The sequence below is a fragment of the Duganella kummerowiae genome (assembly GCF_053572355.1).
On the sequence record NZ_JBKFEH010000008.1, the window covers coordinates 1 to 26,153 of the forward strand.

The window sequence follows — 26,153 nt, forward strand, 5'->3', positions numbered from 1 at the left end:
GTTCGACTTGCATGTGTAAGGCATGCCGCCAGCGTTCAATCTGAGCCAGGATCAAACTCTTCAGTTTAATCTCTGTTGTTTGTCGGATCATTTCTGATCCAAACTCGTCCCATTGGTCCGAGTTTGCCCACTCAAAATACTGACTTCAATACTTTTTGTGAACATTTGATTTTTTAAGTTTCGCGCCATCCGTAGACTGCGCGTGCACTTCATCAAACGTCCACACTTATCGACTGTAAATTGTTAAAGAACTTCGGTCCTGCGTCGCTGACGAAGCGTTGTGTTCGTTCAGCAGAGAAGCGAGATTATGCAGCGTTTCGTTTATCTCGTCAACCCCCGTTCAACTTCGCGTTTTGCTGCGTTGTCTTGCGAGGGACAGAACTGTAACTCAAAAGGCACGCACCTGACAAGTAGGCATCTCGACGATGCTATCTTGGCATGGCGAGGTATTGAGAGAACGACACTAGTTCTTTTTGCGAAATCTTGATTTCCATAAAGAATTAAATGGCATAATAGGGCCTGTAGTCTCCCAACCTGTACCGACTCCCATGAACGACGTAGCCGCCACCCTGGAACTCCTTGACGAGCAAGCGAAGGCTTGCCGCTGGATCCTTGCGAAGACCTGCGGCTGGGGCCTGGCGGCCGCCGTGGTAGGCATGTTCGGCGAAGATTTCCTGGCCGGCGCCCGTCCCCTGTTCCCCATGATCGACCAGAACTATGCGCTCTGGCAAAATGGCTACATCCTGACACTGGCCCTGATTGCTGTGATCTGGTTCGCCGCCGTGGTGCAGAAGATCAACCAGCACCAGGAAGTACGCCAGCGCATACGCCAGTTGCGCCAGATGGAAATCGAACGGGAACGACGCGAACGCCTGCGCGCCGAACGGGCCGAGGAACGCCGCCTGGCCGCTGCAGCGGCGGCCGAAGCGAGGCGAAAGGAATCGCGCGCCGCTGTCGTGATGTCGCGTCCAACCAAGGCCACCACCGGCGGCCGCTTCGATTACTAAGCCCAACCGGGCCGCTTCAGCGCGGACAGGGCAAGGCGCAGCAGGCTGCGGCAACCAAGCGGCACGCCAACATGGCGGGCAGCCGCAACGACGCCATGCTCATATTGCCTCTCCCCTGTTATAACCAGATCGCCAGCGCCGAATACACGGTCAGCGCCACCATCACCCCGCAAAACACCTTGCGCCACAAGGGCTGCGACAGATAGCGCCGCAGCAGCGCGCCGGCCCCTGCCCACACCGAAATGCACGGCAAGTTCACGGCGCAGAACACCAGGCAGTACACGGCCACCGCCAGCGGCGCCGACATGCCCTGCGGCAGGAAGGCCGATCCGCCGGTAATCGCCATCACCCAGGCTTTCGGGTTACAGAACTGGAACAGCGCCGCCGCCACGAAGCCCATGGGCTGCGGGGCCTGCTCGGCCTGGCGCTCGAAGGACATGGCGCGCAGCTGCCACGCCAGGTACAGCAGGTAGCCGGAGCCGGCCGCCTTGAGCGCCAACTGCGCCGCCGGCAGCGCCATCACCAGCGCGCCTATGCCGGCCGCGCAAATCGCCAGCAGCACCCCGAAGCCGATGGTGATGCCAAGCATGTGGGGGATCGAACGGCGGAAACCGAACCAGATCCCGGACGAGGTCAGCATGATGTTGTTGGGCCCCGGTGTGATCGAGGACACGAAGGCGAACATCGCCAGCGGCAGGAAGGGAAGCAGGGCTTGCATGGTCGTTCTCCTGGAATCGGGACATCCATGCTAGCCCAAGCCACCAGTACAGTACCGCTACACTTTTACCAATAATCTCCGCTGTAGTGATGGTGCTTGTACCAGTACACTCACCAGCTGGTCGTCCTCCAGCGCATCAGCATGTCCCCGATATTGCAGGTGATGACATCGTCGTCCGGCTCCATGCTGGTCCATTCCTGCGTCTCCATTTCCTTCCCGGGGCAGACCTGCAGCCCGCCCCGTCGCCGGCCTGAGCCGCGCTGGCGGATGGTCTCCACCTTTAGGCATAACCACATTTCTGCAAAGGGGGATTGCACCTTTGGGCGTATCCACTTTCGGGTGGACGCCCTACCATGGCTCTACCGGCTCGATAACGGTCAACGCCGCAAACAACCAACCACAGAAAGGTAGTCCATCATGTCCACCAGCGAACAAGAACAGATCAACCCCGCCCGCCGCTCCGCACTGATGGGCAGCGCCGGCCTGGCCGCCGTGGCGGCCGCCGCACTGGCCACCGTCGGCGCCGACGCCGCGGCCGCCCCGGCTAAGGTCGAACTGACCGCCGACACCATCAACACCCGCGATGGCGTCATCATCTACTACAAGGACTGGGGTCCGAAAAACGGCCAGCCGGTGGTCCTCAGCCATGGCTGGCCGCTGAGCTCGGACAGCTGGGAATCGGCCGCGTTCCACCTGGCCAACAACGGCTTCCGCGTCATCACCCACGACCGCCGCGGCCATGGCCGCTCCAGCCAGCCCTGGGACGGCAACGACATGGACCACTATGCCGACGACCTAGCCCAGCTGATCGAGAAGCTGGACCTGAAGAACATCATCCTGGCCGGCTTTTCCACCGGCGGCGGCGAAGTGGCGCGCTACGTGGGCCGCCACGGCACCAAGCGCATCGCCAAGCTGGGCCTGATCTCGGCCGTACCGCCGCTGATGCTGAAAACCGCCGACAACCCGGGCGGCCTGCCAATCGAAGTGTTCGACGGCATCCGCGCCGGCTCCGTGGCCGACCGTTCGCAACTCTACCTGGACATCGCCTCCGGCCCCTTCTACGGCTTCAACCGCCCCGGCGCCAAGAAATCGCAGGGCCTGGTGCAATCGTGGTGGTCGCAGGGCATGCAGGGTGGCCACAAGAACACCTATGACTCGATCAAGGCGTTTTCCGAAACCGACTTCCGCGAGGATTTGAAAAAATTCGACAAGCCGACCCTGATCATCCACGGCGACGACGACCAGATCGTGCCCATCGATGCGGCCGGCAAGGCTTCCGCCAAGATCGTGAAAAACGCCAAGCTGATCGTCTACCCCGGTGCCCCGCACGGCCTGACCGAGACCCACAAGGACAAGTTCAACGCCGACTTCCTGGCCTTCGCCAAATCGTAATCCGATAGCGTCGCGCCATCACCACAAGCCGCCCGCGAGGCGGCTTTTGTCCGTGGATAATCGTGGATAGTTTCCACACGGATATGCTAAGCTGGTCGCTACCCTGCGCCCCGCGCCAGCTTCGCTACCTGTCATGACCACGGCCTCCCTGCAGCACCTGTTCGCGCCGCCCCCGGATCCTGCCCTGCTCCACTACGGCCAGTACACGCCCTCGCTGGTGGCCCTGTCCGTGCTGGTGGCCATCTTCTCATCCTACATGGCGCTGCAGACCACGGCCCAGGCCCAGGCCGGCCGTAGCCGCTGGCTGCGCGCCGCTATGCTGGCCAGCGGCAGCCTGGCGCTGGGTTTCGGCGTGTGGGCCATGCACTTCATCGGCATGCTGGCCTTCGACCTGTGCACCAGCGTCGCCTACGATCCCGTCATTACCCTGCTGTCGGTGCTGCCCAGCCTGGCCGCATCGGGCGTGGCCCTGGCCATCATCGCGCGCCGCCGGCTGCAGCGCTGGTCGCTGCCGGTGGGCGGGCTGCTGATGGGGGCCGGCATAGGCGCCATGCACTACACCGGCATGGCCTCCATGCAGGTGGCGCTGGAGCTGCGCTACGATCCCTGGATGTTCGCCCTGTCCATCGTGGTGGCCGTGGCGCTGGCCACGCTGGCGATCTGGATCAGGTTCGGACTGCGCGGCCTGCGTGGCCCGCGCCTGCCGCGTGTCGCACGCGGCCTGGCCAGCGCCTGCGTGATGGGCTGCGCCATCGCCGGCATGCATTACACCGGCATGGCGGCGGCGCGCTTCGTGGGTGTGATCCCGCCCGGCCAGCGCTACACCACCAACACCACTTTCCTGGCGCTGGCCCTGACCGTGATCACGGTGGCCGTCACCATCCTGGTCCTGGCCGTCAACGGTCTGCTGCGCTACCGCGAACTGTTCCTGCAAAAAAGCGAGAGCGAGGCCGGCATGCGCACCCTCCTCACCACCACCGCCGACGCCGTCATCACCGTCGACCGCCAGGGCACTATCGAGGAATTCAACGCCGCCGCCGAGCGCATGCTGGGCTGGGCTCGCGAGGATATCCTGGGCAAGAACATCCGCGTGCTGATGGGCGACGTGGCGCGCGCCGAACGCGATGGCCTGCTGCACTACCTGCGCCACCACGGCGCGCCCGCGCTCGCCGGACGCGAGGTGACGGCGCTGCGGCGGGACGGCAGCCTGCTGCCCATCCGCTACGTGCTGGGCCACGCGCGCCTGGCGCGGCGCGAGATATTCGTCCTGTTCGTCACCGATATCAGTGAGCGGCGCGCCATCATGCAGGCCCTGCGCGACAGCGAACAGCAGTTCCGCACCCTGATCGGCAACATCCCCGGCGCCGCCTTCCGCGCCAGCACCGATTTCAGCCAGCCGCCCGCATTCGTCAGCGACGGCATCGCGCGCCTGACCGGCTATCCGGCCAGCGACTTCGTGGGCGCAGCCCCGGCACGCGACTACTTTGAACTGCTGGCCCCAGCCGACAGTGCCACACTGCGCGCCACCATCGCCGCCAGCCTGGGCACCGGCATGCCCTACCAGGTCGAATACCGTATCCAGCATGCCGACGGCAGCCTGCGCTGGGCGCTGGAATACGGCGCCGTCACCCGCGACGACGCCAACCCCGAACGCAGCTGGATAGACGGCGTGGTGCTGGATATCAGCGAACGCCACCAGATGGAGCAGGAACTGCGCATGGCCAAGGAGCGCGCCGAACAGGCCGCCGCCGCCCGCGCCAGCTTCCTGGCCAACATGAGCCACGAAATCCGCACGCCCATGAACTCCATCCTCGGCTTCACCGACGTGCTGCTGGACAGCCAGCTGGACGAAGCCCAGCGGCGCCACCTGGACACCGTCCGCACCCAGGGCCGCGCCCTGCTGCGCCTGCTGAACGAAGTGCTGGACACGGCCAAGCTGGACAAGGGAGCGCTGGAGCTGGAGCCGGACGACTACAGCCTGCTGGCCCTGATCGACGAACTGGCCTCGACCCATGGCGGCAATGCGCGCGCCAAGGGCCTGTCCATCGATATCCATTACGATCCGGCGCTGCCGGCCGCGCTGCACGGCGACCAGCTGCGCATGCGCCAGATCCTCGGCAACCTGCTGGACAACGCCATCAAGTTCACCGCCAGCGGCGGCGTCACGCTGCGGGCCTGGGCCGCCCAGGGCCAGCTGCAGCTGGCGGTGCAGGACACCGGCATCGGCATCGCGCCCGGGCGCCTGGAAGCCATCTTCGATCCCTTCACCCAGGCCGACAGCTCGATGGCGCGCCGCTACGGCGGAACCGGGCTGGGCACCACCATCAGCCGCCAACTGGTGGGCCTGATGGGCGGCCGCATCTGGGCCGAAAGCGTGGTCGGCGAAGGCAGCACCTTCCGCGTCAGCCTGCCGCTGCAGCCTGCCCGCCGCGCTGCCATGGCCGCCACCGCCCCCGGCCAGGCTTACGTCCTGCCGCCACCGGGCAGAGGGAGGCCCGCCGACGCGCCGCAACAGCTGCCGCCGCCGGCCCGGCCCGAGGCCGTGGACGCACTCCATCCGCCGCGCGCGCCGCAGCCGGCCCCTCAGGCGCCCGCCGCCGGCACGGACGCCAGTCCCGACCTGGCCGCCGCCCGCCAGGCCGGCGCGCAACTGATATCATCCCTGCAGCGCGGCGCCCTCGACGATGGCGCCATGGAAGCCATGCAAGCCAGCCTGGCGGCCGCTCCCGGCGCCGGTGACGCCGAACAGGCCGCCGCACGCGCGCATGCGCTGGCGCTGTCCCAGATCCAGCGCGCCATCGCCGATTTCGACTTCGGCCTGGCCGAGGAAAAGCTGCAGACCCTGCTCAACACCCTAGCCACGGACCCGCCATGACCACCTCCTCCCCGTCGCTGCCGCTGATACTGGCGGTGGACGATGAAGCTTCCAACCTGCAGCTGCTGCGCCAGGTGCTGCAGAACAGCTACCGCCTGCTGTTCGCCAAGGATGGTCCGCGCGCGCTGGAACTGGCGCGCCAGGAACAGCCGGACCTGATACTGCTGGACGTCATGATGCCGGGCATGACCGGCTACGACACCTGCCACCAGCTCAAGGCCGGCCGCGACACGGCCGCCATTCCGGTGATCTTCGTCACCGCCCTGAACGACTCCGCCGACGAGGTGGAAGGCTTCGACGTGGGTGCCGTCGACTACATCACCAAGCCGCTCAGCCCCGCCATCGTGCGGGCCCGCGTGCGCACCCATCTGTCGCTGGTGCGCGCCGAGGAACTGAAGCGCTCGCGCCTGGAAATCGTGCAGCGCCTGGGCCTGGCTGCAGAGTACAAGGACAACGAGACCGGCCTGCACGTGATACGCATGAGCCACTACGCCCGCATCCTGGGACTGGCCTGCGGCATGACGGAAGCCGAGGCCGACGACCTGCTGCACGCCGCGCCCATGCACGACGTGGGCAAGATCGGCATCCCCGACCGCATCCTGCAGAAACCGGGGCCGCTGGATGCGGAGGAATGGAAAACCATGCAGTCGCACGCCACCATCGGCGCCGACATCATCGGCGTGCACCAGCGCGGCATGCTGAAGATGGCGCACGAACTGGCCCTGACCCACCACGAGAAGTGGGACGGCAGCGGCTATCCGAACGGGTTGGCGGGGGAGGAGATCCCGCTCAGCGGCCGCATCGTGGCAGTGGCGGACGTGTTCGACGCCCTCACCTCGGCCCGCCCCTACAAGAAAGAATGGCCGGTGGAACAGGCCGTCGAGCACATGAAGGCGCAGCGCGGCCTGCACTTCGACCCGCGCCTGGTGGACCTGTTCCTGGCCCGGCTGGACCAGGTGCTGGAGATCAAGCAGCGCTGGGCGGAACAGCCCGCGCCGGCGGCGCCGCCGGCTTAGAGGTCTTTCAGGCGGCCAGTTCCGGCTCGGCGCGCAGCACCGCCTGGCGCCCGGCCAGGCGCGCCATCACGCCCACCACCCGGTCGATCTGCTCGCGCGTGTGGCCGGCGTTCATCATGAAGCGCAGCCGCGCCTGGCCCACCGGCGCCGCCGGGAACTGGATCGCGTCCACATGGATGCCCTCGGCGCGCAGCTCGCGCGCATAGCGGCGGCACAGTTCCGCATCGCCGATCAGCACCGGCAGGATGGCGGTCTCGGTGCCCAGGAAGGTGTAGCCCAGCGGCGCCATGCGCGCGATGAAATAGCGCTGGTTGTCCCACAGCCGCTGGCGGCGCTGCGGTTCCTCCTCCAGCAGGTCGAGCGCGGCCACCAGCGCCGCCGCCTGGTCCGGCGGCGGCGGGCAGGTGAAGCCGTAGGCCGAGGAAGTCAGGCGTATGACGTCGGCCACTTCCTTGTCGACGGCGACAAAGCCGCCGATCGCGCCCAGCGCCTTGCTCAGCGTGCCCATTTGCATGATGTGCTCGCTGTAGCAGCCGTAGTGCTCGGACGTGCCGCCGCCGCTGGCGCCCAGGATGCCGGTGGCGTGGGCGTCGTCGATGTACAGCAGCGCGCCGTGGCGCTCGGCCAGCTGCACCAGTTGCGGCAGCGGCGCGATGCCGCCCTCCATGCTGAACACGCCATCGCTGACGATGATGGGCGTATGACCCTCGGCGTCGCCGGCCTTCAGCAGCGACTCCAGGTGGTCCATGTCACGGTGGCGGTAGGTGTGGCGCAGCGCGCCCGACATCTGTATGCCCTCGCGTATGCTGATGTGGTTGTACTCGTCCGAATAATAGGCGTACTTGTGGCGCTTGCGGGGCCGGAAGCCGTGCAGGCGCGCCACCAGGGCGGCCTTGACCAGGGTCGACAGCACGCCGATGTTGGCCATGTAGCCGGTCACGTACAGCACCGCGTCGCTCTTGTGCTTGAGGGCCGCCAGGCGCGCCTCCAGGGTGCGGTAGACTTCCAGGTCGCCGCCCAGCAGGCGCGATTCGCAATTGCCCACGCCGTAGCGGTCCAGGCCGCCCTTGGCCGCAGCCACCAGGCGCGGGTGGTTGGCCAGCGCCAGGTAGTTGTTGGTGCTGAAGGACACCACCTGCTCGCCGCCGCTGACGAAGCAGGGGTCGGGCAAGGTGCTGTGCACCGCCGATTCGTGGTGGGTGGGATGGTGGCGCAGCCAGGCTGCGATGTCGGAAAGATCATGCATGCCGCTATGGTAGGCGGCCGCGCCTTGCCGCCGGATTACGGCCGCATTACGGATTGGATAGCCAGGCCGGCAGCAGCAGGCGCGCCACCAGGCCGGGATGGCCATCCTCCAGCGCCAGCGCGCCGCCGTGCAGTACGGCGGTGGCGCCCACGATGGCCAGCCCCAGGCCATTGCCGGGCAGGTGGCGGCTCTGGTCCAGGCGGTAGAAGCGCTGGGTGACGCGGCCCATTTCCTCGGCCGGAATGCCGGGGCCGTTGTCGCACACGGCGATCCAGGCCTGGGCCCCCGCGGCGCCGGCGCGTACGGTCACCACGGCGCCGGCGCCGGCATACTTCAAGGCGTTGTCCAGCAGGCTGGCGACGGCGCTGGCCAGCAGGTTGCGGTCGCCGTCCACCAGCACCGGCCCGCCCTGCTCCAGCACCAGCGCCACCCCCGCATCCTCGGCGCTGGCTTCGTACATCTCGGTGATGTCGGCCGCGATGCGGCGCAGGTCGATGCGCTCGAAGGTGTGTGGGCGCATGCCGGACTCGGCCTCGGCGATCTGCAGCAGGCGCTCGAACAGGCGTATCAGGTCGTCGATATCGTCGATGGCGTCGTGCGCGGCCGTCCCCAGGGTGGCCACCGTCGGACTGTGCCGCAGCGCATCGTCCAGTTTGCTCCGGACCCGGCTCAGCGGCGTGCGCAGGTCGTGCGCGATCGCGTTCGAGACATGGCGCACGCCGTCCATCAGGCGCTCGATGCGGTCCAGCATGCGGTTGATGTCGCCGCTCAGCAGCGCGAATTCGTCGTTGCCGCTGACCGGCACGCGCGGACTCAGGTCGCCGGTCTCGACCTGGGCCGCGGTACGGCGGATGGCGCCCAGGCGACCTTCGACCTGGCGCCGGAACAGCAGCGCGCCGGCCACCGTCAGCAGCAGCGAGACGGCGGCGCCGGCCGCCAGCGCGCGCGCCACCAGGCCGCGTATGGCTTGCTGCTCTTCCTGGTCACGGCCCACCACCAGCAGCCCGCCCGGCGGCAGGCGGCGCACGTACAGGCGGGCGTCGATGACACGGCCGGCACGCGTCACGTCGGCGCTCAGCAAGCCCTGCTCCAGCGCCGGCCAGCGCGTCAGGTTGCCGGCCACCTGGCGGCCCTGCGGGTCCAGCAGCAGATAGATCTCGCGCTCGCTGTCGATGCCGTCGCTGAGCTGCTGGCGCACGGCCCCGGCCAGCGCCGCCATGCCGTCGTCCAGGCGCTGCGCCAGGCGTTCGGACTGCGCCACCAGCTTGCGGTCGATATCGCCATCGAGCACGCCTATGGTGCCGAAATAGAAGACCGCCGACACCGCCGCCATCGAGGCCGTGCCGAGCAGGCCGTAGCCCAGCACCAGCTTGGCGGCGATCGAGTCGTGCAGCTTAAACAAGGCCTGCATCCGGCGCCGGTCCGAGGCGGTAGCCCACCCCGCGCAGGGTGTGGATCAGGGTCACCGGGTAATCCTTGTCGATCTTGGCGCGCAGGCGGCTGATCTGCACGTCGATCACATTGGTTTGCGGGTCGAAGTGGTAGTCCCACACGGATTCCAGCAGCATGGTGCGGGTCACCACTTGGTTGGCGTGCCGCATCAGGCATTCCAGCAACCGGTATTCGCGCGGCTGCAGCGCGATGGCCTTGCTGCCGCGCGTCACACGCAGGGTGCGCAGGTCGAGCACCAGGTCGGCCACCTGCAGGGTGGTGGCGTCGGCTCCCGGGCTGGTGCGGCGCAGCAGGGCTTCGATGCGGGCCAGCAGCTCGGAAAAGGCAAAGGGCTTGGACAGGTAGTCGTCGGCGCCGCCGCGCAGGCCGGACACGCGCTGCTCGATATGGGTCATGGCGCTGACGATGATGACCGGGGTCTGCTTGCCCAGCGCGCGCAGGCGGCCGACTATGGACAGTCCGTCCACTTTACCGGGCAGCATGCGGTCCATGACGATCACGTCCCAGTCCTCGCCCACGGCGTGGTCCAGCCCGTCCGGGCCGTTATCGCAGGACGTGACCAGCCAGCCCGCTTCGCGCAGGCCCTTGCAGATGTAATTGGCGGTATCGGCTTCGTCTTCTATGACCAGGCAGCGCACATGGTTCTCCAGGCTGGGCAGCAAGCCTGCATTGTAACCGGGCGCGGCGTTGTGGGTGAGTGTGAGGGTGGTGGTGTAGCGGGGCGGGGTGAACTCCCGTCCGGCAGCGTCGTTGCGTCGCACGACAGTCAGCACTCAGGGTTGTCTTGTGGGACCGCTACCGGAGCCGGGAGTTCGATGGCCATCTTAAGCGCAGCCTGGCGGCGCACGTTTGCGCCAGATCAAACTGTCACGCTGCCGAGGACAGCAGCTCTCGGTACAGCTCAGTATAACTACGGGCCATGCGCTGCGCCGTGAACAGTTCCCAGTAGCGCGCCTCGGCCCGCATACCCATGGCTGCAGCGCGCTCGGGCTGCTCCCACAGGGTGCGCATGGCCGCCGCGAAGGCCTGCGGATCGCTGGGCGGCACCACCAGGCCGGTCTCACCGTCGATGTTAATGTAGGTGGTGCCGGTGCCGATCTCGCTGGAGATCATGGGCTTGCCGAACATGGCGCCTTCCAGCAGCGAAATGCCGAAGGCTTCGGAGCGCAGGTGCGAGGGGAACACCATGGCGTAGCTCAGCTGCAGCAGGGCGATCTTGTCTTCCTCCGCCAGCGCCCCGGCGAAAATCAGCTGGCGCAGGCCCAGCCGCTCGGCGTGGGCCTTGAGTTCCTGCTCGATGGGGCCGGCGCCGACGATCACCACCGGATACTCGGCCAGGGCCAGGGCGTCCAGCAGGATGTGCAAGCCCTTGTAGTAGCGCAGCACGCCCACGAACAGGAAGAAGCGCTCGCCGCAGCGGTCGCGCCAGTAGTCCAGCCGCTCCTGGCGCGGCGCCGCGTAGATGGCGCGCTCCAGGCCGAACGGGATGGTGCAGGTCTTGTGGCGGTAGCGCTGCAGCACCGGGGACGAGGCCAGGTAGTTGGGCGAAGTGGCCACGATGCGGTCCACGCTGGCCAGGAAGCGCCGCTTGAGTGGAGCGTACACGCGCAGCAAATTCTTTTGGCGCACGATGTCGGAGTGATAGGTCACCACGCTGGGGGTGCGGATACGCGCCATGAAATGCGCCAGGTCCATGTACGGCCACGGGAAGTGATAGTGGATCACGTCGGCCTGGCGCGCCAGTTCGGCCAGGCGGCGTATCGCGGACCAGGAAAAGCCGGTCGACGCCACTTCGAAGTCCAGCCCGACCCGGTGTACCGTGTGGCCGTCGATCTCCAGCGTGGCCGGGACCGGATCGCGGCTCAGGGTCAGCACCTCGTTGTGCACGCCCTCGCGCGCCGTGCCCACGCACAGCTGGCGTATCACCTGCTCCACCCCGCCCCAGGAGTCGGGATAGTAGGTCTTGTAGAAATGCAGTACGCGCATGCAGCTCCTAGCGGCCAGCCAGCACCCGGCGGTACACGTCCACCGTGCGGCGGGCCGTATCGTCCCAGGTCAGTTCCAGCGCGCGGCGGGTCCCGGCCGCGCGCAGCCGGGTGCGCAGCTGCTCGTCACGCGCCAGCTCGAGCATGGCGGCCGCCAGCTCGGGCACCGAGAGCGGATCGACTTCCAGCGCCGCGCCGGCGCACACCTCGGGCAGCGAGGTGGCGTTGGACGACACCACCGGCACCCCGCTGGCGAAGGCCTCCACCACCGGCAGGCCGAAGCCTTCATACAGCGAGGGGAACACGAACACGCCGGCGCCCGCGTACAGCTGGCGCAGCTCGGCGCTGTCGGTCAGGTTGCTCAGCCACACCACGTTTTCGCCGCGCTGGCGGGCCGCCTCGATCTGGCGTATCAGGTCGTCGCTGCGCCAGCCCGGCATGCCGACGATGACCAGCTGGCGTGCGGCCCGCACCACAGGCGGCAGCGCCAGGTAGGCTTGCAACAGGCGCTCGATATTCTTGCGTGGCTGCAGGGTGCCGACCGACAGGTAATAGCCCGGCTTGAGGCCGTGGCGCGCCAGGGTGGCGTGCACCTCCTGCGGCGCCGGCGCCTCGAACCAGGCCCGGTCCACGCCGTAGGGCACGACGGTGATGCGGCGCTCGTCCACGCCAAAGCACCGCACCAGTTCCGGCACCGTGAAATGGGAACCGGCGATCACATGGTCGGCCTTGCGCGCGGCCTTGACCTGCAGCCAGTTCTTCAACTTGCGCAGGCGCGGGCTGCACCATTCGGGATGCAGGATGGTGAGCGCGTCGTGCAGGGTGGCCACCACCGGGCAGGCCATGCGCACGATGCGGTAATCGGTGGCGTGGTAGAGGTCCAGCGGGCCGCCCGGCGCCTGCAGGTGGGCGCTGGACGGCAGCAGCAAGTCGCCCAGCATGGCCAGCGGGAAGGAAATCGGGAATGGCCGCCCGACTTCCAGGCGCGCGCCGCCGCCCGGCGGCGCAAAAGAAAACGGCTGCACCTGGCAGCCGGCTTGAGGCAGATGCGCCAGCATCGCCCTGCTGTACACGCCTATGCCGTCGAGCCGGTTGCCGGTCAGGGCCGGTTCCACCGTGGTGGTGGACAGCCCGACCCGCAGCAGGGAGGAAGCGCCGCTCACGCCTGGTACATCCAGCGCAGCGTCTCGGCCAGCGGCGGCGGCGCGATCGCGCCCACGGCCTGCTCCAGGCGGCGCTTGTCGCCGACCAGGCGCACCACCTCGTTGGCCCGCACGAAGGCTGGATTGACGGTCACGGCGATGCGGTAGCCGGCGATCTCCGCCATCATGTCCAGCGCCTCGCCCAGCGAATAGGCGTTGCCGGAACTGACGTTGAAGGTCTGGCCGGCCGGCGCGGCGGCCAGCAGGGCGCGGTAGGCGGCGGCCACCACGCGCACGTCGGAAAAGTCACGCCATACGTGCAGGTTGCCCAGCTCGATGCCGGGCGCCTGGCGGCGGAAGTGCGCGACGATCTTGGGCAGCAGGAAGTTCTCGGCCTGGCCCACGCCCGTATAGTTGAACGGCCGCACGATGATGATGGGCAGCTTGTCCTGCCACAGGCGTGCCATGTACTCCATGGCCAGCTTGCTGACGGCGTAGTCGTTGGCGGGCGCGGCCGGTACGTCTTCGTGGATCAGGCCGACATCGGTATTGCCGTAAATATTGGCGCTGGACGCCAGCAGCACGGCCGAAGGCCGCTCGGCCTGCGGCAGGGCCGCCAGGGCTTCCAGCAGGTGGCGCGTGCCCACCACGTTGACGCGGTAGAACTCCCCGGCATCGGCATGCGCCACGAAGGCGATTGCGGCCAAGTGCACCACCACGTGGGGGCGCACCTGCTGGACCAGCGCCGCCACGGCGGCGCGGTCGGTCAGGTCGACCGGATGCAGGCCCGGCGCGGGCGCGTTGCCGGGCGAGCTGGTGCCATGGATCTCGTAGCCGGCGGCGCGCAGCTCCTGTTCCACGTAGCGTCCGGTGAAACCGGCCAGGCCGGTCACCAGGGCGCGCTTGCCGGCGCCTTCCTGCAGGGGCGCAAGGAGTTGCAGCGCGTCAGCCATGTGCGCCTCTCAGAACGAGAAGCCGGCGCGGTTACGGCGCAGGTCGGCCTCGACCATCATCTGGCACAGCTGCTCCAGGGTGGTGTGCGGCTTCCAGCCCAGTTCGGCGGTGGCCTTGGCCGGATTACCGATCAGCAGCTCGACTTCGGCCGGACGGTAGAATTGCGGATTGACCCGCACCAGCACCTTGCCGGTTTTCTGGCAGGTGCCGACTTCATTCTCGGCCGTGCCGGTCCATTCCAGCGCCACGTCGACCGCCTTGAAGGCCATGCTGACGAAGTCGCGCACGGTCTCGGTGCGGTTGGTGGCCAGCACATAGGTGCCGGGCGCGTCGGCCTGCAGGATGCGCCACATGCCTTCCACGTATTCCTTGGCATAGCCCCAGTCGCGCTTGGCGTCCAGGTTGCCCAGTTCCAGCACGTCCAGCTTGCCCAAGTGGATCTTGGCCACCGAATCGGTGATCTTGCGGGTCACGAACTCACGGCCGCGCAGCGGCGACTCGTGGTTGAACAGGATGCCGGAGGAACCGAAGATGCCGTAGGACTCGCGGTAGTTGACCGTCATCCAGTGCGCGTACAGCTTGGCCACGCCATACGGGCTGCGCGGGTAGAACGGGGTATCCTCGACTTGCGGGATGGCTTGCACCTTGCCGAACATTTCCGAGGTGGAAGCCTGGTAGAAGCGGATCTTCGGATTGACGATGCGGATCGCCTCCAGCAGGTTGACGGCGCCCAGGCCGGTGATCTCGGCGGTGGTGACCGGCTGCTCGAAGGACACGCCGACAAAGCTTTGCGCGGCCAGGTTGTAGACCTCGTCCGGCTGCGCGGTCTGCATCAGGCGGATGCTGGAACCGAGGTCGGTCAGGTCGTACTCGACCAGCTTGAGCGCAGGGTGGGATTGTATGCCCAGCTCCTCGATGCGCCAGAAATTGACCGAACTGGTTCGGCGGTAGGTGCCGGTCACGTGATAACCCTTGCCCAGCAACAGTTCAGCGAGGTAGGCGCCATCCTGGCCGGTAATCCCGGTAATAACCGCTCTTTTTTGAATTTGCATAGTAGTAATCAATCACATCCGCTTCATAACGACCCGATATTGTAACAGAGCGCACATGCCACGTTTCTCACGAATTATTGCGATTACAACAGTTACACAATGTTACATAGCAGAAAATGCAAAGGCCGGCGCGCCTCCGTGGAAACGCTACCGGCCTCGTATCGCGGCGGTGCTTACACCTTGCGTTCCGCCACCGCATCCACCACGCACAGGGCGGTCATGTTGACGATGCGGCGCACCGTGGCCGACGGGGTCAGGATGTGCACCGGCTTGGCGCAGCCCAGCAGGATGGGACCGACCGCGATGCCGTTGCCGGCCGCCGTCTTGACCAGGTTGTAGGCGATGTTGGCCGAATCGATATTCGGCATGACCAGCAGGTTGGCGTCGCCGGTCAGGTGCGAGCCGGGCATGATGGACTGGCGCAGCTTGGAGTCCAGCGCCGTGTCGCCATGCATTTCGCCATCAATTTCCAGTTCCGGGGCGCGCTGCTGCACCAGTTCCAGGGCGGCGCGCATTTTCTGCGCCGAGGCGCTGTCGGACGAGCCGAAATTGGAGTGCGACAGCAGGGCGGCGCGCGGCGACAGGCCGAAGCGGCGCATCTCGTCGGCCGCCATCACGGTGATCTCGGCCAGCTGTTCGGCGGTCGGGTTCTCGTTGACGTGGGTGTCGGTCATTACCAGCTGGCGCTGCGGCAGTATCAGCACGTTCATGGCGGCGTACACCTTGGCGCCCTCGCGCAGGCCCAGCACCTGGTCGATATAGTGCAGGTGCAGCTGGGTGGTGCCGAAGGTGCCGCAGATCATGCCGTCGGCGTCGCCTTTATGGATCATCATGGCGCCGATCAGCGAGTGGCGGCGGCGCATTTCCAGCTTGGCGTATTCCTGGGTCACGCCCTTGCGCGCGGTCATCTGGTAATAGGTCTGCCAGTAGTCGCGGTAGCGGTCGTCGTGGTCGGGGTTGATCACGTCGAAGTCCACGCCCAGCTTCAGGCGCAGGCCGAACTTGGCGATGCGCGACTCCAGCACGGCCGGACGGCCGACCAGGATGGGGCGCGCCAGGCGCTCGTCGACGATCACCTGCACCGCGCGCAGCACGCGCTCCTCCTCGCCCTCGGCGTACACGATGCGCTTGAGCTCGGGCTTGGTGGTCTTGGCCACCTGGAACAGCGGCTTCATGAAGGTGCCGCTGCGGTACACGAATTGCTGCAGGCTGTCGGCGTAGGCTTCCAGGTCCTTGATCGGACGGGTGGCCACGCCGCAATCCTCGGCGGCCTTGGCCACGGCCGGCGCGATCTTGATCAAGAGGCGCGGATCGAACGGCATCGGGATCAGGTATTCGGGGCCGAACGACAGGTTGGCGATGCCATAGGTGGTGGCCACGATGTCGGACTGCTCGGCCATGGCCAGGTCGGCAATCGCGTGCACCACGGCGATTTCCATCTCGCGCGTGATGGTGGTGGCGCCGCAATCGAGCGCGCCGCGGAAGATGTAGGGGAAGCACAGCACGTTGTTGACCTGGTTCGGATAGTCCGAACGGCCGGTACAGATGACGGCGTCGTCGCGCACGGCGCGCACGTCTTCCGGCAGGATCTCCGGCACCGGATTGGCCAGCGCCATGATCAGCGGACGCGGCGCCATCTGGCGCACCATGTCCTGTTTCAGCACGCCGCCAGCCGAGACGCCCAGGAAGATGTCGGCGCCGGCGATCACTTCGGCCAGGGTGCGGGCGTCCGTTTCGCGGGCGAAGCGTTCCTTGTCCGGGTCCATCAGCTCGGTGCGGCCCTTGTAGACCACACCGGCCAGGTCGGTCACGATGATGTTCTCGATCGGGAAGCCGAGGTCGACGATCAGGTCCAGGCAGGCCAGCGCGGCCGCGCCGGCGCCCGATACCACCAGCTTGCATTCCTTCAGGTTCTTGCCCACCACCTTGATGCCGTTCAGCAGGGCGGCGCCGACAATGATGGCGGTGCCGTGCTGGTCGTCGTGGAACACGGGGATCTTCATGCGCTCGCGCAGCTTGCGCTCGATGGTGAAGCACTCGGGCGCCTTGATGTCTTCCAGGTTGACGCCACCGAAAGTCGGTTCCAGGGCGGCGATGATGTCGACCAGCTTGTCCGGGTCCGATTCATTGATCTCGATGTCGAACACATCGATGCCGGCGAATTTCTTGAACAGCACGCCCTTGCCTTCCATCACAGGCTTGGCGGCCAGGGGGCCGATGTTGCCCAGGCCCAGCACGGCGGTGCCGTTGGTGATCACCGCCACCAGGTTGCCGCGCGCCGTGTATTTGTACGAATTGGCCGGATCGATGACGATCTCTTCGCAGGGAGCGGCCACGCCGGGCGAGTACGCCAGGGCCAGGTCGCGCTGGTTGGTCAGCTGCTTGGTGGGAGTGACGCTGATTTTGCCGGGAGTCGGGCACTCGTGGTATTCGAGGGCGGCCTGGCGCAGTTGTTGGCGAATCTCTTCTTTCTTTTCGGGCGAATCCATGCTTGCAGCCTTCCTGTGTGTGCATTCGGAAAGCTTCAGATTCTAGCAGAGTGCTTCCTCTAATTACGTAGGTATTTTTACCAACAGCTATCACTGTTATATACATAGCTTATCAAGATTGGCGCATTTCGGCGAAGTTGTTTTGAGATAGGCGATCGTTTTTCAACGTTCGATAAATTTTTCATATGACAAAAAGTTCTCGGGCCGCAATGCCGCCTGCCCGCGCCGGGCTTGGGTACAATGCCTGCATGCTCTCCGAATTCGACCTCATCAAAGAATACTTCGTACGCGCGCGCCCGGCCCGGGCCTCCCTGGGCATAGGGGACGACTGCGCCCTGCTCACTCCCACACCAGGGATGCAGACCGCCATCTCGTCCGACATGCTGGTCGAGGGCCGCCACTTCTTTGCCGGCGCGGACGCCCGCAAACTGGGCCACAAGGCGCTGGCGGTCAACCTGTCCGACCTGGCCGCCATGGGGGCGCGCCCAGTGGGCTTCACCCTGGCGCTGGCCCTGCCGGCCGCCGAGCGCGCCTGGCTGGAAGGCTTTGCGGCCGGCCTGTTCGCGCTGGCCGACGTCTTCGACATCGAACTGATAGGTGGCGACACCACCAAGGGCCCGCTCAACATCTGCATCACGGTATTCGGCGAAGTGGCGCCGGGACGGGCCCTGCGGCGCGACGCGGCCCGGCCTGGCGACGATATCTGGGTTTCCGGCAGCCTGGGCGACGCCCGCCTGGCCCTGGCCGGCCTGCGCGGCGAACTGGCGCTGGACGACAGTGCGCTGGCCGCCAGCGCGGTGCGCCTGCACACCCCGGTGCCCCGGGTGGAACTGGGCCTGCTGCTGTCCGGACAGGGCCTGGCGCACGCCGCCATCGATATCTCGGACGGCCTGGTCGGCGACCTGGGCCACATCCTGGAACGCTCCGGGGTAGGCGCCACGCTGGACCTGGACGCCCTGCCGGCCGGCGACGTGCTGGCCACCCGCGACCAAGACCTGCGGCGGCGCTATGCGGCGGCCGGCGGCGACGACTACGAGCTGTGCTTCACCGCCCCGGCCTCGGCCCGCGCCGCCATCGTGGCGGCGGCCGCCAGCGTGGCCACCCCGGTGGCGCGCGTGGGCGCCATCGAGGCCGCGTCCGGCCTGCGCCTGACCGATGCCGGCGGCCGGCCGCTGGACCTGCGCCTCGACAGCTACGACCACTTCACTTCCTAGGGGGCGGCGCCAAGCGGCCCAGCCGCCCTGCAGCGCCGGCGCACTGCCCCTGGCGCCCCGCGCTGGCCAGCGCCGGGCCGCTCCCATCCTGCAAGACCTGCCTACAGCGCGGTGGCGTCCTCGCCGCGCCGGCCGGCGCGCTGGCCGGAGTCCTGCATCAGCCAGTAGTGGTGGAAGGCCAGTCGGATATTGTCGCGCAGCTGGGTGTCGTCCCAGGGCTTGGTGTAGTAGCGGTAGACCGCGCCGCCATTGATGGAATCGAGCACCGACTCCAGCCCGGTGTGGCCGGACAGGATGATGCGTATGGTGTCCGGATACATGTCCTTGACCTTGCCCAGGAATTCGGTGCCGCTCATGATGGGCATGCGCTGGTCGCACAGGATCACCTGTACCGGATGCAGGGCCAGCAGCTCGAAGGCCTCGGTGGGCGACACCGCCGTCAGGATGCGGTAGCCGTCGCGCCGGAACAACCGGTGCAGCGAGGACAGCACGTTGACATCGTCGTCCACCAGCAGCAAGGTCTCGGCCTGCTGGCCGGCCTGCGGGTCGGGCGGCAGCCCGCGCCCGCTGCGCACCAGCTCGCCCATGTCCGGCGCGGGCAGGGGCCGGCTGAAGTAATAGCCCTGGATCTCGTCGCAGCGGCTGCGCCGCAAGTATTCGAGCTGCGGGCGCGACTCCACCCCTTCCGCGATCACCCACAGCTTGAGGCTGTGCGCCATGCTGATGATGGCCAGCGAGATGGCGGCGTCGTTGGGGTTGGTGGTGATGTCGCGCACGAAGGCGATATCGATCTTCAGCTTGTCGATCGGGAAGCGCTGCAGATAGGCCAGGCTGGAGTAGCCGGTGCCGAAATCGTCGATCGCCACCTTGATACCCAGCTGTTTCAGGTTGCCCAGCACGGCGATGGTGCGCTCGGCGTTGCTCATCAGGGCGGTCTCGGTCAGCTCCAGCTCCAGCAGCTCGGGCGGCACCCGGTGCCGTTCCAGGGCGGCGCGGACGTCGCCCTCGACATCGCCCTCGGCGAACTGGCGGCTGGCCACGTTGACCGCCACCCGCACCGGCCCGGTGCCGTCGCCCAGCCAGGCCGCGATCTGGCGGCAGGCGGTGTCGATGATCCAGCTGCCGACCCGCACGATCAAGCCCGTGTCCTCCAGCACCGGCACGAATTCGGACGGGAACACCAGTCCATAGCCGGGCCGCTCCCAGCGCAGCAGCGACTCGGCGCCGGCCACCGCGCCCGTGTGCAGGTTGACCTTGGGCTGGAAGTACAGCACCAGCTCGTCCTGCTCGATGGCGTGCCGCAGTGCCAGCTCCAGGTCCAGGCGCGCCAGCACCTGCACGTTCATGCCGGCCGTGAAGAAGCGATAGCCGTCGCGCCCGGCCTGCTTGGCGCGGTCCATGGCGGTGTCGGCGTACTTGAGCAGGGTTTCCGGGTCACGTGCGTCGTCGGGGTACATGGCGATGCCGATGCTGGCCGTCAGCACCGCCTGCTGGCCCTCCAGGTTGAAGGGCTGGCGCAGCGACTCGCGCACCTCGTTGACCAGCTGCAGCGCGTCCTGCTGCTCACGCGTCATGGTCAGCACCAGCGCGAACTCGTCGCCGCCCATGCGGCCCACGGTGTCGCGGATGCGCACGCACTGCACCAGCCGGCTGCTGAGCTGGCGCAGCAGCTCGTCGCCCAGCGCCGCGCCCAGCGTATCGTTGATGTTCTTGAAGCGGTCCAGGGCGATGAACAGCACCACGATGCGCCATTCCTTGTCGTGCGCCAGCTCCACCGCGTCGGCCAGGATCTGGAAGAACAGGCTGCGGTTGGGCAGGCCGGTCAGGCTGTCGTAGTGCGCCATGTGGCGCAGGCGCTGCTCGGCCAGGCGCCGTTCGCTGATGTCGCGCGCCACGCCCAGCAGGATGGCCGGCTGGCCGGCGCGGCGCAGCAACTGCCAGTAGATCTCGACCGGCACCGTGGCCAGGTCGCGCCGCGACAGCTCGCCCTCGTGCAGCTCGGGCGCCAGCGGATCACCTTCGTGCGCCTGCAGGAGGGCCAGCTGGGCGCGCAGCTGGGCCGGCATGCCCAGCGCCAGCCGCTCCGGCCCCTGCGACAGCAGCGCGGCGCGCTCGTAGCCCAGCATGCGGCAGGCGCCTTCATTGGCGTCCACCAGCGCCAGGGTGGCCGCGTCCAGCAGGAAGATGGCGTCGGCGGTGGCATCCATGGCGCTGCGGAAGCGCTGCAGCTCGGCGGTCCGCTCGCGCACGGTCTGCTCCAGGCGCGCGTTGTAGCCGCTGATCTGGCGGTGCAGCAGGCGCACCTCCAGCATATTGCGGATGCGCGTCAGCACCTCGACCGGATCGAAGGGCTTGCTGACGAAGTCGCGCGCGCCGGCGTCCAGCGCCGCCAGTTTTTTCTCCGGGTCGGCGGTCACCACCAGCACCGGCAGGTAGGACGGCTCCAGCGGCCGCAGGGCGTCCATCACGTCGAAGCCGCTCATGCCCGGCATGTGCAGGTCGAGGATGATGATGTCGTAATGGCGCTCGGCGTGCCAGGGCGCCACGTTGCGCGGGTCGTTGGTCGATTGCACCCCGGTGTAGCCGGTCGACTTGAGCAGGTACTCCAGCAGCTCGACGTTGACCGGCTGGTCGTCGACGATCAGGATATTGGCCTGGTAGATATCGCTCTGGCTGATCATGTCCCCCCCTCCATGCGCTCGCAGGGCCGTGCCGCCCGCAGCCTGCCATTTTGGCCAGCAAGGCAATCTACCACGGCGCAGCCATGTGCGCGCTGGTATGTGACGGCATTGCTCAGCAGGTTGAGCAGGGGCGCCGCAGCCCGCGCCATCAGGGCGGCAGGGGGCGGCAGGACTGTGTCTAGCAAAAACGCCATGGCGGTGCGCAGGGTTGAGTGCGTAACGAGCGGCCGGACTGCCTGAGGTGGCAGAGGCGGCCTGGCCGACTGCTGCCAGAGCATACCAGCCCGGGAAGGAAGCGGCGCACGTATGGCTGAGCTCCCTTACCGCCCGTCCAGTGTACCGGCTTTCGCGGCGCCGGGGTGTTTTTTTGGCATCATGCGCGCGGCGGCCGGCGCCGCCCTCATGGTAAAGTGGGCCGTCACCACAGCAAGGAGCAAGCCCATGAGCAGCACAGAGCAACTACGGCAACTGGCGGCCGAGACCGGCCGCGTCCTGCAGGAAAAACAGCTGGTCCTGGCCACGGCCGAATCCTGCACCGGCGGCGGGGTGGCCAGCGCAGTGACCGATATCGCCGGTTCCAGCGCCTGGTTCGACTGCGCCCTGGTCACCTACAGCAACCGCGCCAAGACCGCCCTGCTGGGCGTGCCGGAGGACGTGCTGGCCGCGCATGGCGCCGTCAGCGAGGAGACGGCGGCGGCCATGGCGCGCGGCGTACTGGGCCGCAGCAACGCGGACGTGGCGCTGGCCACCACCGGCATCGCCGGCCCGGGCGGCGCCGTGCCCGGCAAGCCGGTCGGCACGGTCTGCTTCGCCTGGATCGATTCCGACGCCGTGCACACGGAAACCGCCCACTTCGAGGGCGACCGCGACGCCGTGCGCGAACAAAGCGTGGCGCACGCGCTGCAGGGTCTGCTGCGCTTTATCGACTGACGGCCAGCGCGAGGTTGCCTTCCAGCCACAAAAGCTTTACTCTCGTCGCGACACGGCAACCAGGAGTTCCATCGATGCACAACACGGTACATTTCATCCTCCAGGGCAAGGGCGGCATCGGCAAGACCCTGGTCTCGACCATCCTGGCGCAGTGGCTGGCCGGCAAGGACGAGACCCCGCTGCGCTGCTACGACACCGACCAGGAAAACGCCACCTTCTCGCGCTACAAGGCCATGGCGGTGCGCCACGTGCCGGTGATGACGGACAGCCGCACCATCGATCCCAAGCGCTTCGACGCGCTCATGATCGATATCCTGGAGCAGGACGGCAACTGCGTGATCGACAACGGCGCCAACACCTTTTCCCCGCTGATGGGCTACCTGATCGAGAACGACTGCTTCGCGCTGCTGGAGGATTCCGGGCGCAAGGTCTACATCCACACCATCGTGGGCGGCGGCGACACCCTGCACGACACGGCGGTCGGCTTCGCGGCCACGGCCAAGGCCACTACGGTGCCGCTGGTGCTGTGGGAGAACGAGCATTTCGGCCAGCTGCAATCGGCCTCCGGCAAGCAGTTCACCGAATCGCAGACCTACGCCGAATACGCCAGCCGGGTGCGCGGGCGGGTAGTGCTGGCGGCGCGCAACGCCGACACCTTCGGCGCCGACATCAAGAAAATGAACACGGCGCGCCTGACCGCCAGCGAGGTCCGGGAAAGCGACAAGTTCAACGTGATGGAAAAGCAGCGCATCAAGGTCGTGTTCCGCGACCTGTACGAGCAGCTCGACAAGGTCCAGTGGTAAGCAGCCATGGACCAGCCCAAGCTGCGCGCCCTGGTATTTGAAAGGACCGGCGTCCGCATCGACGTCGACGATCCCGTGTTCGCCCTGGTGGCGCTGAACGAAGCGGTGCTGGAAGAAGCGGTGGAGCGCCACATCGCGCGCATCGACGCCGCCTCGGAAGCGGCGGCGGCGCGCCTGGCCGCGGCCGGTGCGCACGCCGCCCACGATCCAGGAGCCCACACGGCCCCGCCCCTGCCCTACCACCCGGCGCCGGCCACGCCGGTGCAAGCCATACCCACCCGTAGCCCGGCGTTCGCGCCGCGCGAACTGCGCCTGCTGGGCGCGGCGGCCGCCATCTCGCTGCTGAGCGCACTGCTGGTGCTGGGCGGCCAGGCCCTGCTGCGCCAGAGCGCGCCCGTTCCGGCCACACCAGCCAGGGAACTGAGTCCCGATCAGGTCCAGGCCCTGCGCCAGGCCGAAAAGCTCAACAAGGCCATCGACAAGCTCGATCCCAAGACCCGCGCGGCGCTGGAAACCGAGTTGCGCAAATGAGCGCCCGGACCCTGCGCATCGAAAACCGCCTGCTGTCGCTGCGCGGCCGCATGACCGTGACCGAACAGCACGGCGAGCAAGCCTACCAGGCGGTGGGCGAATTTGCGTTCTGGCCCACCTGGACCATCACCCGGCGCGACGGCGAGTCGGCCAGCCTGAAACGCAAGGCCTGGACCTGGCTGCCCGTGTGGCTGGTGAGCGGGCCTGTCGGCGAGTTCACGGTGCGCCGCCGCTTCACCTGGTTCAAGCGCCGCTACCAGGTGGAAGGCGGCCCCTACGACGGGGCCATCCTGAGCGGCTCCACCTTTGACCTCAAATTCCTGCTGGAGCGCCACGGCGCGGTGCTGGCCCGGGCCGCCGGTCCGCTGCTGTCGCTGCGCGACCGCCACGACATCCTGCTGGACAGCGACGATCCCCGCCTGGAATGGCTGACCGTGATCGCCATGGTCATCGTGCATCAGGAACGCCAGTCCGAATCCAGCCACGCCGCCGCCGGCGATTGACTTCCGCAGCGGCCGCTCAGCCGCCAGCGGCCGGGCGCTGCAGGAAGGACTCCGACAGCATCCCGAACAAGGTGCGGGCGGCCGGCGCCATGCTGTGGTTGCGTTTGCTGATCAGGCCCAGGGTGCGCTGGATGGCCGGGTTCACCAGCGGCACCCCGACCACTGCGTCGGAACGGCCCGGCAGCACCGACAGGCCCGGCACCGCCGCCACGCCCATGCCGGCTTCGACCAGCGCCAGCACGCCGGAGACGTGGTTGACCTCGCAAAAAATCTGCGGATGCTTTTCCACTCCCGCCAGGGCGGCGTCGATCACGCTGCGGTTGCCGCTGGACTTGGCCACCGCGATGTAGCGCTGCCCGGACGCCTCCTTCCAGCCCAGCCTCTTGCGCCGCGCCAGCGGGTGGTCGCGCCGCATCGCCAGCACGTAGCTTTCCACATAGATGGGCTCGAACACGATGTCCGGCGACTCCGCGCCCGTGAAATTGATGCCGAAATCGGCCTCGCCGGACAGCACCAGGTTCAGTACGTCCTGCGCACTCTCGTCATGCACGCGCACCCGGATGCGCGGGAAGCGCTCGCTGAAGCGCTTCAATACCTCAGGCAGGAAATGCCAGACGGCCGACGGCACGCAGGCCACGGTCACGGTGCCGGTGCGGTGCGCGGCCAGGTCGGCCACGCCCAGCACGGCGTCCTCCAGGCCGTCCAGCGCAGTGCGCACGTTGACCAGGAAGGTCTGTCCCACATTGGTCAGCTGCACCCGGCGCGTGGTGCGCTCGAACAGCTTGACGCCCAGGCTGTCCTCCAGCTTCTCGATACGGCGGCTGAGCGCCGATTGCGACAGGAACAGGTCGGCCGCCGCCTGCCGGAAGCTGGCGCGCTCGGCCACGGCGACAAAGGCCTGCAGGTCGTGGAGATCGTAATTGATGCGCATGGTGCATGAATACGCTGGAAAATTGCAATTATCAAATTATGCCATTTGTTGGATCATGGGCGCACTACACCATCACAACAATAACAAGGCCAACCGCCACCAAAGGAGACCCCGTGCGCCCTGCCTGCACCTTTACCCTGTTATTTGCCGCCAGCGGCAGTTGCCTGGCCCAGACCAGCCTGGACCTATATGGCATCATCGACGCCAGCCTGCGTAGCAGCAGCGGCCTGGGCGCCGCCAACGCGCCCACCCCGTCCGGGCAGACCAGCGCCATCAGCAGCGGCGTCGACAACACCAGCCGCTGGGGCCTGCGCGGCCGCGAGGCGCTGGGCGGCGGCTGGGCCGCGCTGCTGCGCCTGGAGGGCGGCATCAACGCCGATACCGGCACCCAGGCCAAGAGCGACCGCCTGTTCGACCGCCAGGCCTGGACCGGGCTGGAAACGCCCTACGGCACCGTGATGGCCGGGCGCCAGCCCAACCTGTTGTCGGACGCCCTGATCACGGTCGACCCGCTGGGCAAGCGCTACGCCAGCTTCAATCCCAATATCAACGTTGCCGGCCTCAGCAACACCGCCTTCGGCACCCACGCCTTCGGCCGCCAGTATGGTCCCAGCGGCTACGCCGACAATTTCTACCGTCTCGACAACACCCTCAAGTACACGGCCAGCAACGGCCCGTGGCAGGCGCGCGCCGCCTGGTCGTTCGGCGAGGTGGCCGGCGACAGCGCCGCCTCCGCCAGCCATGGCGCGGCCCTGGCTTACCAGCGCCCGGACTGGGTAGTCTCTGGCGCCACCATGCAGTTCCGCAGCCGCGAAGGCCTGCCGCTCGATGCCTGGACGCTGGGCGCGGCCTGGCACGCCGGCGCCTGGCAATTCAAGGCCAACGCGGCGCGCAACCAGGCCGACACCGGCACGGTCCAGGGCGCGCTCCAGCCGATCATTCAGCGTGTCACCCAGCGCGTGCTGTCGGCCGGCGTCAGCCGCCAGGCCGGCGCCGACGTGCTGGTCACCACGGCCTGGTACAGCGTGCGGCGCAGCGCCACCGGTTTCCCGGACGACGGCTTCGAGCGCGGCTTCGTGTTTGTCGAAAAGACGCTGGCGCCGCGCACCACCGCCTACGCCGAGGCCGACTACACCACCTGGCGCGGCAACGCGGCCGGCGTCACGGCCGGCACCCCCAACGCCCGTCACGGCAGCGGCCTGACGCTGGGCCTGATGCAAAAATTCTGAGCG

At 67.4% G+C, this 26,153-nt stretch carries 21 protein-coding genes, 1 rRNA gene and 1 pseudogene; 10 read left to right on the top strand and 13 right to left on the bottom strand.

Annotated elements, in window-relative coordinates; translation table 11 throughout:
* A 16S ribosomal RNA gene (locus ACLB1G_RS07805) occupies window positions 1-67 on the bottom strand; the annotation flags it as partial.
* Between the two features lie 481 nt (window positions 68-548).
* Between ACLB1G_RS07805 and ACLB1G_RS07810 the strand changes: the two genes are divergently transcribed.
* On the top strand, window positions 549-1,007 hold the full coding sequence (locus ACLB1G_RS07810) for a hypothetical protein (protein WP_491626640.1): 459 nt from the start codon (window positions 549-551) through the stop codon (window positions 1,005-1,007).
* 118 nt (window positions 1,008-1,125) lie between these two features.
* Here ACLB1G_RS07810 and ACLB1G_RS07815 read toward each other — a convergent pair whose 3' ends face one another.
* Both ACLB1G_RS07815 and ACLB1G_RS07820 read right to left on the bottom strand, forming a co-directional pair.
* A complete protein-coding gene (locus tag ACLB1G_RS07815; RefSeq protein ID WP_491626641.1) occupies window positions 1,126-1,725 on the bottom strand; it encodes a LysE family translocator in 600 nt (199 codons plus the stop codon).
* Between the two features lie 128 nt (window positions 1,726-1,853).
* Window positions 1,854-1,967: pseudogene (locus ACLB1G_RS07820) on the bottom strand (isopenicillin N synthase family oxygenase); the annotation flags it as partial.
* A gap of 175 nt (window positions 1,968-2,142) precedes the next feature.
* On the opposite strand from ACLB1G_RS07820, the gene ACLB1G_RS07825 reads away from it, so the two are divergent.
* The 3 genes from ACLB1G_RS07825 to ACLB1G_RS07835 all read left to right on the top strand — a co-directional run bounded on the left by ACLB1G_RS07825 (window position 2,143) and on the right by ACLB1G_RS07835 (window position 7,008).
* The gene (locus tag ACLB1G_RS07825; RefSeq protein WP_491626642.1) at window positions 2,143-3,117 is read left to right on the top strand and encodes an alpha/beta fold hydrolase; all 975 of its coding nucleotides are present in this window, start codon (window positions 2,143-2,145) and stop codon (window positions 3,115-3,117) included.
* Window positions 3,118-3,250: 133 nt separating this feature from the next.
* Window positions 3,251-5,992 (top strand): sensor histidine kinase, encoded by a 2,742-nt coding sequence (locus ACLB1G_RS07830; protein WP_491626643.1) that lies wholly within the window; start codon window positions 3,251-3,253, stop codon window positions 5,990-5,992.
* Window positions 5,989-7,008: a response regulator gene (locus tag ACLB1G_RS07835; protein WP_491626644.1), complete on the top strand. Its 1,020-nt coding sequence runs from the start codon at window positions 5,989-5,991 to the stop codon at window positions 7,006-7,008. Before ACLB1G_RS07830 ends, ACLB1G_RS07835 begins: the two co-directional genes overlap by 4 nt.
* 7 nt (window positions 7,009-7,015) lie before the next feature.
* Here the strand turns inward: ACLB1G_RS07835 and ACLB1G_RS07840 are convergent, their stop codons facing one another.
* The 8 genes from ACLB1G_RS07840 to ACLB1G_RS07875 all read right to left on the bottom strand — a co-directional run bounded on the left by ACLB1G_RS07840 (window position 7,016) and on the right by ACLB1G_RS07875 (window position 17,328).
* Complete coding sequence (locus tag ACLB1G_RS07840; protein WP_491626645.1) at window positions 7,016-8,254, bottom strand: aminotransferase class I/II-fold pyridoxal phosphate-dependent enzyme; 1,239 nt, start codon at window positions 8,252-8,254, stop codon at window positions 7,016-7,018.
* A 46-nt stretch (window positions 8,255-8,300) separates the two neighbouring features.
* On the bottom strand, window positions 8,301-9,665 hold the full coding sequence (locus tag ACLB1G_RS07845) for a sensor histidine kinase (protein ID WP_491626646.1): 1,365 nt from the start codon (window positions 9,663-9,665) through the stop codon (window positions 8,301-8,303).
* Window positions 9,649-10,344, bottom strand: a complete 696-nt coding sequence (locus ACLB1G_RS07850; protein ID WP_491627258.1) for a winged helix-turn-helix domain-containing protein — start codon at window positions 10,342-10,344, stop codon at window positions 9,649-9,651. The genes ACLB1G_RS07845 and ACLB1G_RS07850 overlap by 17 nt, the downstream gene beginning before the upstream one ends.
* 229 nt (window positions 10,345-10,573) lie before the next feature.
* Window positions 10,574-11,692, bottom strand: a complete 1,119-nt coding sequence (locus tag ACLB1G_RS07855; RefSeq protein WP_491626647.1) for a glycosyltransferase family 4 protein — start codon at window positions 11,690-11,692, stop codon at window positions 10,574-10,576.
* Window positions 11,693-11,699: 7 nt separating this feature from the next.
* Window positions 11,700-12,854, bottom strand: coding sequence for a glycosyltransferase family 4 protein (locus ACLB1G_RS07860; RefSeq protein ID WP_491626648.1), 1,155 nt, complete (start codon window positions 12,852-12,854; stop codon window positions 11,700-11,702).
* A complete protein-coding gene (locus ACLB1G_RS07865; protein WP_491626649.1) occupies window positions 12,851-13,786 on the bottom strand; it encodes an NAD-dependent epimerase/dehydratase family protein in 936 nt (311 codons plus the stop codon). Before ACLB1G_RS07865 ends, ACLB1G_RS07860 begins: the two co-directional genes overlap by 4 nt.
* A gap of 9 nt (window positions 13,787-13,795) precedes the next feature.
* The gene (gmd, locus tag ACLB1G_RS07870; RefSeq protein WP_491626650.1) at window positions 13,796-14,839 is read right to left on the bottom strand and encodes a GDP-mannose 4,6-dehydratase; all 1,044 of its coding nucleotides are present in this window, start codon (window positions 14,837-14,839) and stop codon (window positions 13,796-13,798) included.
* A 173-nt stretch (window positions 14,840-15,012) separates the two neighbouring features.
* On the bottom strand, window positions 15,013-17,328 hold the full coding sequence (locus ACLB1G_RS07875) for an NADP-dependent malic enzyme (protein ID WP_491626651.1): 2,316 nt from the start codon (window positions 17,326-17,328) through the stop codon (window positions 15,013-15,015).
* A gap of 248 nt (window positions 17,329-17,576) precedes the next feature.
* On the opposite strand from ACLB1G_RS07875, the gene thiL reads away from it, so the two are divergent.
* Window positions 17,577-18,542, top strand: coding sequence for a thiamine-phosphate kinase (gene thiL / locus ACLB1G_RS07880; RefSeq protein WP_491626652.1), 966 nt, complete (start codon window positions 17,577-17,579; stop codon window positions 18,540-18,542).
* Window positions 18,543-18,643: 101 nt separating this feature from the next.
* Here thiL and ACLB1G_RS07885 read toward each other — a convergent pair whose 3' ends face one another.
* Complete coding sequence (locus ACLB1G_RS07885) at window positions 18,644-21,223, bottom strand: EAL domain-containing protein (protein WP_491626653.1); 2,580 nt, start codon at window positions 21,221-21,223, stop codon at window positions 18,644-18,646.
* 441 nt (window positions 21,224-21,664) lie between these two features.
* Here ACLB1G_RS07885 and ACLB1G_RS07890 point away from each other — a divergent pair, with 441 nt between their 5' ends.
* The 4 genes from ACLB1G_RS07890 (at window position 21,665) to ACLB1G_RS07905 (ending at window position 23,990) form a co-directional block, all read left to right on the top strand.
* Window positions 21,665-22,153 (top strand): CinA family protein, encoded by a 489-nt coding sequence (locus ACLB1G_RS07890; protein ID WP_491626654.1) that lies wholly within the window; start codon window positions 21,665-21,667, stop codon window positions 22,151-22,153.
* A gap of 74 nt (window positions 22,154-22,227) precedes the next feature.
* On the top strand, window positions 22,228-22,956 hold the full coding sequence (locus tag ACLB1G_RS07895; RefSeq protein WP_491626655.1) for a P-loop NTPase family protein: 729 nt from the start codon (window positions 22,228-22,230) through the stop codon (window positions 22,954-22,956).
* A 6-nt stretch (window positions 22,957-22,962) separates the two neighbouring features.
* A complete protein-coding gene (locus tag ACLB1G_RS07900) occupies window positions 22,963-23,487 on the top strand; it encodes a hypothetical protein (RefSeq protein WP_491626656.1) in 525 nt (174 codons plus the stop codon).
* On the top strand, window positions 23,484-23,990 hold the full coding sequence (locus ACLB1G_RS07905; protein ID WP_491626657.1) for an LURP-one-related/scramblase family protein: 507 nt from the start codon (window positions 23,484-23,486) through the stop codon (window positions 23,988-23,990). Before ACLB1G_RS07900 ends, ACLB1G_RS07905 begins: the two co-directional genes overlap by 4 nt.
* 16 nt (window positions 23,991-24,006) lie before the next feature.
* Here the strand turns inward: ACLB1G_RS07905 and ACLB1G_RS07910 are convergent, their stop codons facing one another.
* Window positions 24,007-24,921, bottom strand: coding sequence for a LysR family transcriptional regulator (locus ACLB1G_RS07910; protein ID WP_491626658.1), 915 nt, complete (start codon window positions 24,919-24,921; stop codon window positions 24,007-24,009).
* A 113-nt stretch (window positions 24,922-25,034) separates the two neighbouring features.
* On the opposite strand from ACLB1G_RS07910, the gene ACLB1G_RS07915 reads away from it, so the two are divergent.
* Complete coding sequence (locus tag ACLB1G_RS07915) at window positions 25,035-26,150, top strand: porin (protein WP_491626659.1); 1,116 nt, start codon at window positions 25,035-25,037, stop codon at window positions 26,148-26,150.
* Window positions 26,151-26,153 lie beyond the last annotated feature (3 nt).

Coding starts and splice junctions, on each gene's coding strand:
- ACLB1G_RS07815 (WP_491626641.1), bottom strand. CDS start 1,725: ATGCAAGCCCTGCTTCCCTTCCTGCCGCTGGCGATGTTCGCCTTCGTG.
- ACLB1G_RS07890 (WP_491626654.1), top strand. CDS start 21,665: ATGAGCAGCACAGAGCAACTACGGCAACTGGCGGCCGAGACCGGCCGC.
- thiL (WP_491626652.1), top strand. CDS start 17,577: ATGCTCTCCGAATTCGACCTCATCAAAGAATACTTCGTACGCGCGCGC.
- ACLB1G_RS07845 (WP_491626646.1), bottom strand. CDS start 9,665: ATGCAGGCCTTGTTTAAGCTGCACGACTCGATCGCCGCCAAGCTGGTG.
- ACLB1G_RS07900 (WP_491626656.1), top strand. CDS start 22,963: ATGGACCAGCCCAAGCTGCGCGCCCTGGTATTTGAAAGGACCGGCGTC.
- ACLB1G_RS07835 (WP_491626644.1), top strand. CDS start 5,989: ATGACCACCTCCTCCCCGTCGCTGCCGCTGATACTGGCGGTGGACGAT.
- ACLB1G_RS07875 (WP_491626651.1), bottom strand. CDS start 17,328: ATGGATTCGCCCGAAAAGAAAGAAGAGATTCGCCAACAACTGCGCCAG.
- ACLB1G_RS07910 (WP_491626658.1), bottom strand. CDS start 24,921: ATGCGCATCAATTACGATCTCCACGACCTGCAGGCCTTTGTCGCCGTG.
- ACLB1G_RS07865 (WP_491626649.1), bottom strand. CDS start 13,786: ATGGCTGACGCGCTGCAACTCCTTGCGCCCCTGCAGGAAGGCGCCGGC.
- ACLB1G_RS07825 (WP_491626642.1), top strand. CDS start 2,143: ATGTCCACCAGCGAACAAGAACAGATCAACCCCGCCCGCCGCTCCGCA.
- ACLB1G_RS07810 (WP_491626640.1), top strand. CDS start 549: ATGAACGACGTAGCCGCCACCCTGGAACTCCTTGACGAGCAAGCGAAG.
- ACLB1G_RS07855 (WP_491626647.1), bottom strand. CDS start 11,692: ATGCGCGTACTGCATTTCTACAAGACCTACTATCCCGACTCCTGGGGC.
- ACLB1G_RS07885 (WP_491626653.1), bottom strand. CDS start 21,223: ATGATCAGCCAGAGCGATATCTACCAGGCCAATATCCTGATCGTCGAC.
- ACLB1G_RS07830 (WP_491626643.1), top strand. CDS start 3,251: ATGACCACGGCCTCCCTGCAGCACCTGTTCGCGCCGCCCCCGGATCCT.
- ACLB1G_RS07840 (WP_491626645.1), bottom strand. CDS start 8,254: ATGCATGATCTTTCCGACATCGCAGCCTGGCTGCGCCACCATCCCACC.
- ACLB1G_RS07895 (WP_491626655.1), top strand. CDS start 22,228: ATGCACAACACGGTACATTTCATCCTCCAGGGCAAGGGCGGCATCGGC.
- gmd (WP_491626650.1), bottom strand. CDS start 14,839: ATGCAAATTCAAAAAAGAGCGGTTATTACCGGGATTACCGGCCAGGAT.
- ACLB1G_RS07905 (WP_491626657.1), top strand. CDS start 23,484: ATGAGCGCCCGGACCCTGCGCATCGAAAACCGCCTGCTGTCGCTGCGC.